The organism is Parasedimentitalea nitratireducens, assembly GCF_057444295.1.
The window spans coordinates 76664-82995 of record NZ_JBYAXC010000014.1; the positions used below are offsets into that span (position 1 = coordinate 76664).

The 6332-nt window shown below is 56.2% G+C and carries 7 protein-coding genes and 1 tRNA gene; 3 read left to right on the forward strand and 5 right to left on the reverse strand.

Annotated features, from left to right (window positions below):
- Positions 1 to 89 precede the first annotated feature (89 nt).
- A complete protein-coding gene (locus tag AC2T28_RS22480) occupies positions 90 to 614 on the forward strand; it encodes a hypothetical protein (protein WP_486750846.1) in 525 nt (174 codons plus the stop codon).
- A gap of 71 nt (positions 615 to 685) precedes the next feature.
- Here AC2T28_RS22480 and rnd read toward each other — a convergent pair whose 3' ends face one another.
- The 4 genes from rnd to AC2T28_RS22500 all read right to left on the reverse strand — a co-directional run bounded on the left by rnd (position 686) and on the right by AC2T28_RS22500 (position 4670).
- Positions 686 to 1843, reverse strand: coding sequence for a ribonuclease D (gene rnd / locus AC2T28_RS22485; RefSeq protein WP_486750847.1), 1158 nt, complete (start codon positions 1841 to 1843; stop codon positions 686 to 688).
- Positions 1844 to 1933: 90 nt separating this feature from the next.
- Positions 1934 to 2533 carry a phosphoribosylglycinamide formyltransferase gene (gene purN / locus AC2T28_RS22490; protein WP_486750848.1) on the reverse strand — a complete coding sequence of 200 codons (600 nt, stop codon included), beginning with the start codon at positions 2531 to 2533 and terminating at the stop codon, positions 1934 to 1936.
- A complete protein-coding gene (purM, locus tag AC2T28_RS22495; RefSeq protein WP_486750849.1) occupies positions 2530 to 3576 on the reverse strand; it encodes a phosphoribosylformylglycinamidine cyclo-ligase in 1047 nt (348 codons plus the stop codon). The genes purN and purM overlap by 4 nt, the downstream gene beginning before the upstream one ends.
- A 113-nt stretch (positions 3577 to 3689) precedes the next feature.
- Positions 3690 to 4670: an MBL fold metallo-hydrolase gene (locus tag AC2T28_RS22500; RefSeq protein ID WP_486750850.1), complete on the reverse strand. Its 981-nt coding sequence runs from the start codon at positions 4668 to 4670 to the stop codon at positions 3690 to 3692.
- Between the two features lie 118 nt (positions 4671 to 4788).
- Between AC2T28_RS22500 and AC2T28_RS22505 the strand changes: the two genes are divergently transcribed.
- Positions 4789 to 5724, forward strand: coding sequence for a LysR family transcriptional regulator (locus AC2T28_RS22505; RefSeq protein ID WP_486750851.1), 936 nt, complete (start codon positions 4789 to 4791; stop codon positions 5722 to 5724).
- A gap of 36 nt (positions 5725 to 5760) precedes the next feature.
- Positions 5761 to 5836 (forward strand) — tRNA-Ile (locus tag AC2T28_RS22510).
- Positions 5837 to 5968: 132 nt separating this feature from the next.
- On the opposite strand, the gene AC2T28_RS22515 is transcribed toward AC2T28_RS22510, so the two are convergent.
- The gene (locus AC2T28_RS22515) at positions 5969 to 6193 is read right to left on the reverse strand and encodes a hypothetical protein (protein ID WP_486750852.1); all 225 of its coding nucleotides are present in this window, start codon (positions 6191 to 6193) and stop codon (positions 5969 to 5971) included.
- Between the last annotated feature and the right edge of the window lie 139 nt (positions 6194 to 6332).

Here is a 6332-nt window from a genome sequence, read left to right on the forward strand (position 1 = left end):
TAAGCCGAGCCCAGTATTTTTTCAACCGCTTTTCATCATGCCTGCAATCGGGTAATCCCTTGTTAGGAAAATTCAAACGGGCGGCTTTCATGCGCAAATCCATTGTAGTTCTATTGGTCACCGGACTTACACTTACCGCATGCAGTAGCTGGCGTGACTCGCGGGTAAATCCCGGCAATTGGTTTGGGAATTCAGAAGCCACCGAAGTTCCTGTTGAACAAACAATCGACCAGGACAACCCGCTGATTCCCCAAAGCACTCGGGTTAGTCTTTTCAGCCGCCCAGACAAGGGTGAGGAAGTGGACCTGAGCGTTGCAGTTGCTAGTATAACCGAGCTTAGAGTTGAACAAACTCCAACCGGAGCAATCATATATGCAACTGGACTTGCCAGCCGTCAGGGCGCGTTTGGCGTTAGGCTCACCCCGAACCCAGATGCTGAAAGCAATACACTCGATTACAGTTTTCGCGCCCTGTATCCGGCCGCTGCAACGCCTGTTGGATCTGAGCACAGCCGCACCCTGCGTGTTGCTGTCAGCGTCTCACATCAAGATCTTGCCGGTGTCCGCTTGATTCGTGTGACTAGCGCCGGAAATGCGCGCGAAACACGCCGATAAGAAAAAATCATAAGCCGAAAATACAAAATGGCGCCCTTGGGCGCCATTTTTGTCTTTAGCCATTTAAAGTATCAGAGCTCGACAACTTGGACAGTCTGCCCTTTGGCTGCCAGTCCAATCTCACCATTGCAAAGCCGCAGGGCGTCAGCGCCAAAGACCTCGTGCCGCCATCCCGACAAGGCCGCAACATCCCGCTGACCGGCAGCAATGGCGTCCAGATCTGAACTTGGGGCGATCAGCTTAGCTGCCACACCGGCGCTTTCGGTTTTGGACTTCAACAGAACCCGTAGCAGATCAGCCAATGCCGGATTCACCTGTAGCTTTTCCTTACTGCGATCTGGCTTGGGCATCTTTTCGGCTGGGCAATTCACGCCACGCGCGACGGCTTCCAGAATGCCCTCGGCAATCGCTCCACGGCGTGCCTCACGCAGCAGCAACCGCGAACCGCCCAAATCAGACCCTGTTTTGGGTTTGGTCGAGGCCAGCTCGACCAAGGCGTCATCTTTGAATACCCGATTGCGCGGTACATTGTTGGTTTGGGCGTATTCTTCACGAAAGGCAGCCAGTTCGCGCACAACGGCCAGGAACTTGGACGAATTGGTCCGGGTCTTGATACGCCGCCAGGCTTCGCGTGGCTGAATCTCGTAGGTGCCGGGGTTGGTCAACACTTGAAGCTCTTCTGTAACCCAATGGGAACGGCCAGATTTCTCGAGCTGAGCTGACAGAAATTCGTATACGTTGCGCAGATGGGTCACATCGGCCAGAGCATAGTTTTTCTGTGCATCTGTCAGCGGACGGCGTGACCAGTCGGTAAAGCGAGAGGTCTTGTCGACCCCTTCTTTGACAATCTTGCGAACCAGAGTTTCATAGCCAGCCTGATCACCAAAACCGCAGACCATGGCCGCCACTTGCGTGTCAAACAGGGGTTTAGGAAAGACCTTGGCCTCGACCCAGAAAATCTCAAGATCCTGACGCGCGGCGTGGAAAACCTTGACCACGCTCTCATCACGAAACAGGTCATACAATGGCTCTAGCGACAGGCCATCGGTCAAAGGATCCACCAAGACCGCGTTTTCGTTTCCTTCGCCGGGATAGGCCAGCTGCACTAGGCAGAGTTTGGAATAATAGGTGCGTTCGCGCAGAAACTCGGTATCCACCGTCACATAAGGGTGTTGAGCCGCTTCTTTACAAAAGGAGGCGAGCGCTTCGGTGGTGGTAAGAGTTTTCATAAATCGCGTCTTTTCTTTGCTTTTATGCGTTCCAACGGTGATACGCGCTTGTGCGGGGCATTGCAAACTGCACCACAAGTTGCGTCATTCTTAGCTCAATAAAACTGGAGTTCGGTCATCAGCGGCATAGCGGCGCAGGACCACCGGGTAGAGTTTGTGCTCCTGCTCCAGAACCCGGGCGGCAAGTACATCTGGCGTGTCGCCTGCCAGCACCGGCACCCGTGCCTGTCCAAGTAGCGGGCCGTCATCCAACACAGCCGTCACCTCGTGCACCGAGCAGCCATGTTCGGCATCACCCGCTTCAAGCGCGCGGGCATGGGTGTGCAGGCCAGTGTATTTTGGCAGCAACGATGGGTGAATGTTCAGCATCCGGCCCTGAAACTGGCTAACAAAGCCCGAGGTTAGCACCCGCATAAAACCGGCCAAGCAGACGATGTCGGCGCCTGATTCCAGAATGGGTTTCACCAGTTCTGCCTCAAACGCCTGCCGGTCGCCCTTGAACGGGCGGTGGTCGACAACGGCGGTGGCAACACCGGCATCGGCGGCTTTCTTAAGCCCGCCGGCATCCGCGTTATTGGACAGCACCAGACAAGGGCGCGCCGGATGATCGCCGGTCATGCTATTGACTAGCGTCATCATATTGGAACCGCCACCCGAAATCAGGATGGCGACTTTTTTGTGTCCGCTCACAGCAGCTTGCCCGAGTAGCGCATGCCAGCGCCTGCAGTGACGGTGCCAAGGCGCGAAACGGTTTCGCCTTCGGCGGTCAGCAGCTCGGTCAGTGCGTCAGCCTGATCAGCCGAAACAGACAAGATCATGCCAATGCCGCAGTTGAAGGTTTTCAGCATTTCGGATTCGGCAATACCGCCGGTTTTGGCCATCCACTGGAACACGCCGGGCAGTTCCCAAGCGTTCAGGTCGATGTCGGCACCTAGATCATCGGGCAACACGCGCGGCAGGTTTTCGGTCAGACCACCACCAGTGATATGGGCCAGTGCGTGAACGCCCCCTGCCCGCACTGCGGCCAGACAGGATTTTACATACAGGCGCGTTGGGGTTAGCAGAACTTCGCCCAGTTTGCCGTCGGCGAATGGGCAGTCGTCGTCCCAGCCTAGGCCCGAGACCTCGACCAAACGGCGCACTAGCGAGTAACCGTTGGAGTGAACACCATCAGAAGCCAACCCCAACAGCACGTCGCCTTCGGCGACATCCGCAGGCAGCGCGGTGCCGCGCTCCATTGCCCCAACCGAGAAGCCGGCAAGGTCAAAATCACCTTTGGGGTACATGCCCGGCATTTCGGCGGTTTCGCCACCGATCAGCGCGCAGTTCGAGCGCACGCAGCCTTCGGCGATGCCTTCGATGATCCGCGCGGCGGTTTCCATCTCAAGTTTGCCGGTGGCAAAGTAGTCCAGGAAGAACAGAGGCTCAGCGCCCTGACAGACCAGATCGTTGACACACATGGCCACCAGATCGATGCCAACTCCGTCAACAACGCCGGTATCAATTGCAATCCGCAGCTTGGTGCCAACACCGTCGGTGGCGCCAACCAGGATTGGATCGCTATAGCCTGCGTCTTTGAGATCGAACAGCGCGCCAAAGCCACCCAGCCCGCTCATCACGCCCGAGCGGTTGGTGCGTTTGGCGGCCGGTTTGATCCGGTCTACCAGCGCGTTGCCTGCATCAATATCCACGCCTGCATCTGCATAGGTCAGGCCGTTTTTGCCAGTGGTCATCGCCGGGCTCCTTGGTATGAGTTGCGCAGCCTTTAACGCAACGTCCACAAGAATGAAATAAGCGATTCCGCCGCGCCCCTAAAACAAGACGCGGCAGATGTTATTTTCGCCCTTTATAGGGCGTATTGCCAGGGTGCCGCCTGATAACGATAGGCATCGCCATCGCGATGCACGCGACCCAAGCCGGGGAAATCAATGTGTGCACCGGTGACCAGCAGGTTGTCGGCGGTGGCGCGATCCATCAGTTTTCGCCGTGTCTGGGCGGTCTGGGCTGGGTCCATATCATAGACAATGGTTGTGTCAGGCTGGGTGAACTGCAGGCCCGTCAGGTGAATAATATCGCCCCAGAACAAAAGCGACTCATCGCCAGAGTTCAGCATATATCCCGTGTGACCCGGGGTGTGCCCTGGCAGCGGCAAAGCTGTGAATCCCGCAGCGGCCTCTGTTTCGCCATCGATCAGTTTTAGCCGGTTGCTGTATGGGGATGTCGTGTTTCGTGCCATATGAAAGAACGGCTTGTTGCCCTCGGGTACACCGGCAAGGATGCCGTCGTCATACCAGAAATCCCATTCAGTTTTGGACACCGCCAGTTCGGCATTTTCAAAGACGGCTTTGCCTTCGCCATCAATCAGCCCGCCACTGTGATCCGGGTGAATGTGGGTCAGCAAAACGGTGTCGATGTCGCTCGGCTGTACACCAACCGCCGCCAGCCCGGCCTCGAGCTTGCCCAGTGTTGGCCCCATCAGCTGAGCCGTGCCAGCATCAATCATCGTCAACTGGCCGCCGGAATTGACCAGGTAACCGTTTACCGGAATTCGCAAGGACCCATTCGCCATTGGCTGCATATTCTTGGCCATGGCCTGCGCTGCCTTGACTTCATCATGGTCATTAATAAGCTCGGTCCCGAAATCAAGGTGCCCGTCCAAAAGAGCCGTGACCTCCGCCTCGCCTACGGTGAAACGGTAGATGCCCGGCACCTGTTGGCCAATCAGGGGGGCAGAGGCACTTGCCAGATTGGCGGATGCGGGAACAATTGCAGCGGCGGCGGGAAGAGCGGCGGCGCTTTGTAAAAAATGTCGGCGGTTGATTGTCATAATAGGCTCCAATACCTAGGTCGTGATCATCGTCGTGACGCAGAGGTAGTCAGCCCGCGGGCCAGCCAACAGTCACGGATTGGCGATACCGGGTATTAGCAGCGCTTATAGGGGCAGCATGGATCGTCTTGGACTATTGGAAACCTTTGCCTGCGCGGTGGACGAAGGCAGTTTGAACCGCACCGCCAAACGGCTTGGCATAACCCAATCTGCCGTTAGTCAGCAGATCAAGCAGCTGGAAACCCTGTTTGGTGAGCAGCTGCTGCACCGCTCGTCCAAAGGCGTTCAGACCACGAGGGCTGGTGAGTTGGTTGTGGGACATGCGCGGTCGATCCAATCGGGATTTGAGATCTTGCAGACCGAGTTGACTGACATGAAAGAGACGGTCTCGGGTACCTTTCGCCTCAGTGTCAGTAACATTCTGGGGCGTGCGATTGTTGGCCCGATGCTGATTGACCTGGGCACCCCCTACCCCGATCTGAACATCGTGATGAAGCTTGAGGACCGGCTGGTTGACGTGGTGCGCGAGGGCTATGACCTGGCTATTCGATCCGGGCGCTTGGGCGACACCGATGGTTTTGGTCGCAAGATCGCGGCGCTGAAAACAGTGCTGTTTGCCAACCCCGCCTATCTGGACAAGGTCGGCCGCCCCGAAACGATCGAAGATTTGATGCGTTTGAAAATGGTTCAGCACAATGAAGAACAGACCCAGGGGTTCATTCCGATCATCAAGGATGGCAAGGAAATCCAGGCCCCGGTTCGTGGCGGATTTACAGCTGATGATCCGGACTTGATCCTGCAGGCGGTGAACAATTGCACCGGTTTTGCCCGTGCGCCGCGGTTCATGATTGCCAAGGAATTGGCCAATGGAACTTTTGAGCAGGTGCTGCCGGCCTATACTACGCCCGACAAACCCGTCTTTGCCGTCTACCCCACCCGCCATGCAGCTGGCCGAGGCCTTGATATCATTCTGCAAGGTGTGGTTGACAGGCTGGAGACGATTCAGGCGGAATTTCAGCAGGTTCACCCGCGCCCTTATGCAATCACCGCTTGACCTGCTGCGCGCCATTGCCTAACCACCAGAAACGGCGGGCCTGTAGCTCAACGGTTAGAGCAGAGCGCTCATAACGCTTTGGTTGGGGGTTCAAATCCCTCCGGGCCTACCAATTCCCCGCTTTTATCCAATGTTTTCAATGAACATGTCGATCACGGCACTCATGCTTGCGCTGCGTGTTACGGCCTTGAGGTTTCGCGGCAATGACCGCCCGGGGCACCGCCCGCAAGTGCTCTTTTTGATATCAGATTACGAAGGTGTATGGTCCAAGCGTGAACCAAAATCCACCGAGTGACGGGCTGACACCAAAGCCAAAGGACAGGGGTTCAGCTGATTTACTTATCCTCATCATTTTCTCCATTCTTGGATCAGACTTCGGTGATGTAAGGCACAAAGGTGAATCTAAACCTACTTTGCGCCCTGCTGGCACCAGCTCTAAAGGATAGAATTCTGAGGTTTTCACCGTCACAGGATGCTCCTTAGCTCGTTTCATCGGAACTGCTGGTTAGGAACAAGCAATGTCTGCTTAGAGCTTATTCTGTTGAAAAACTCACGGTTTTGGCGGCACTACATCACAGGATGAATGGCTTCCAACTCGATTTCACGGG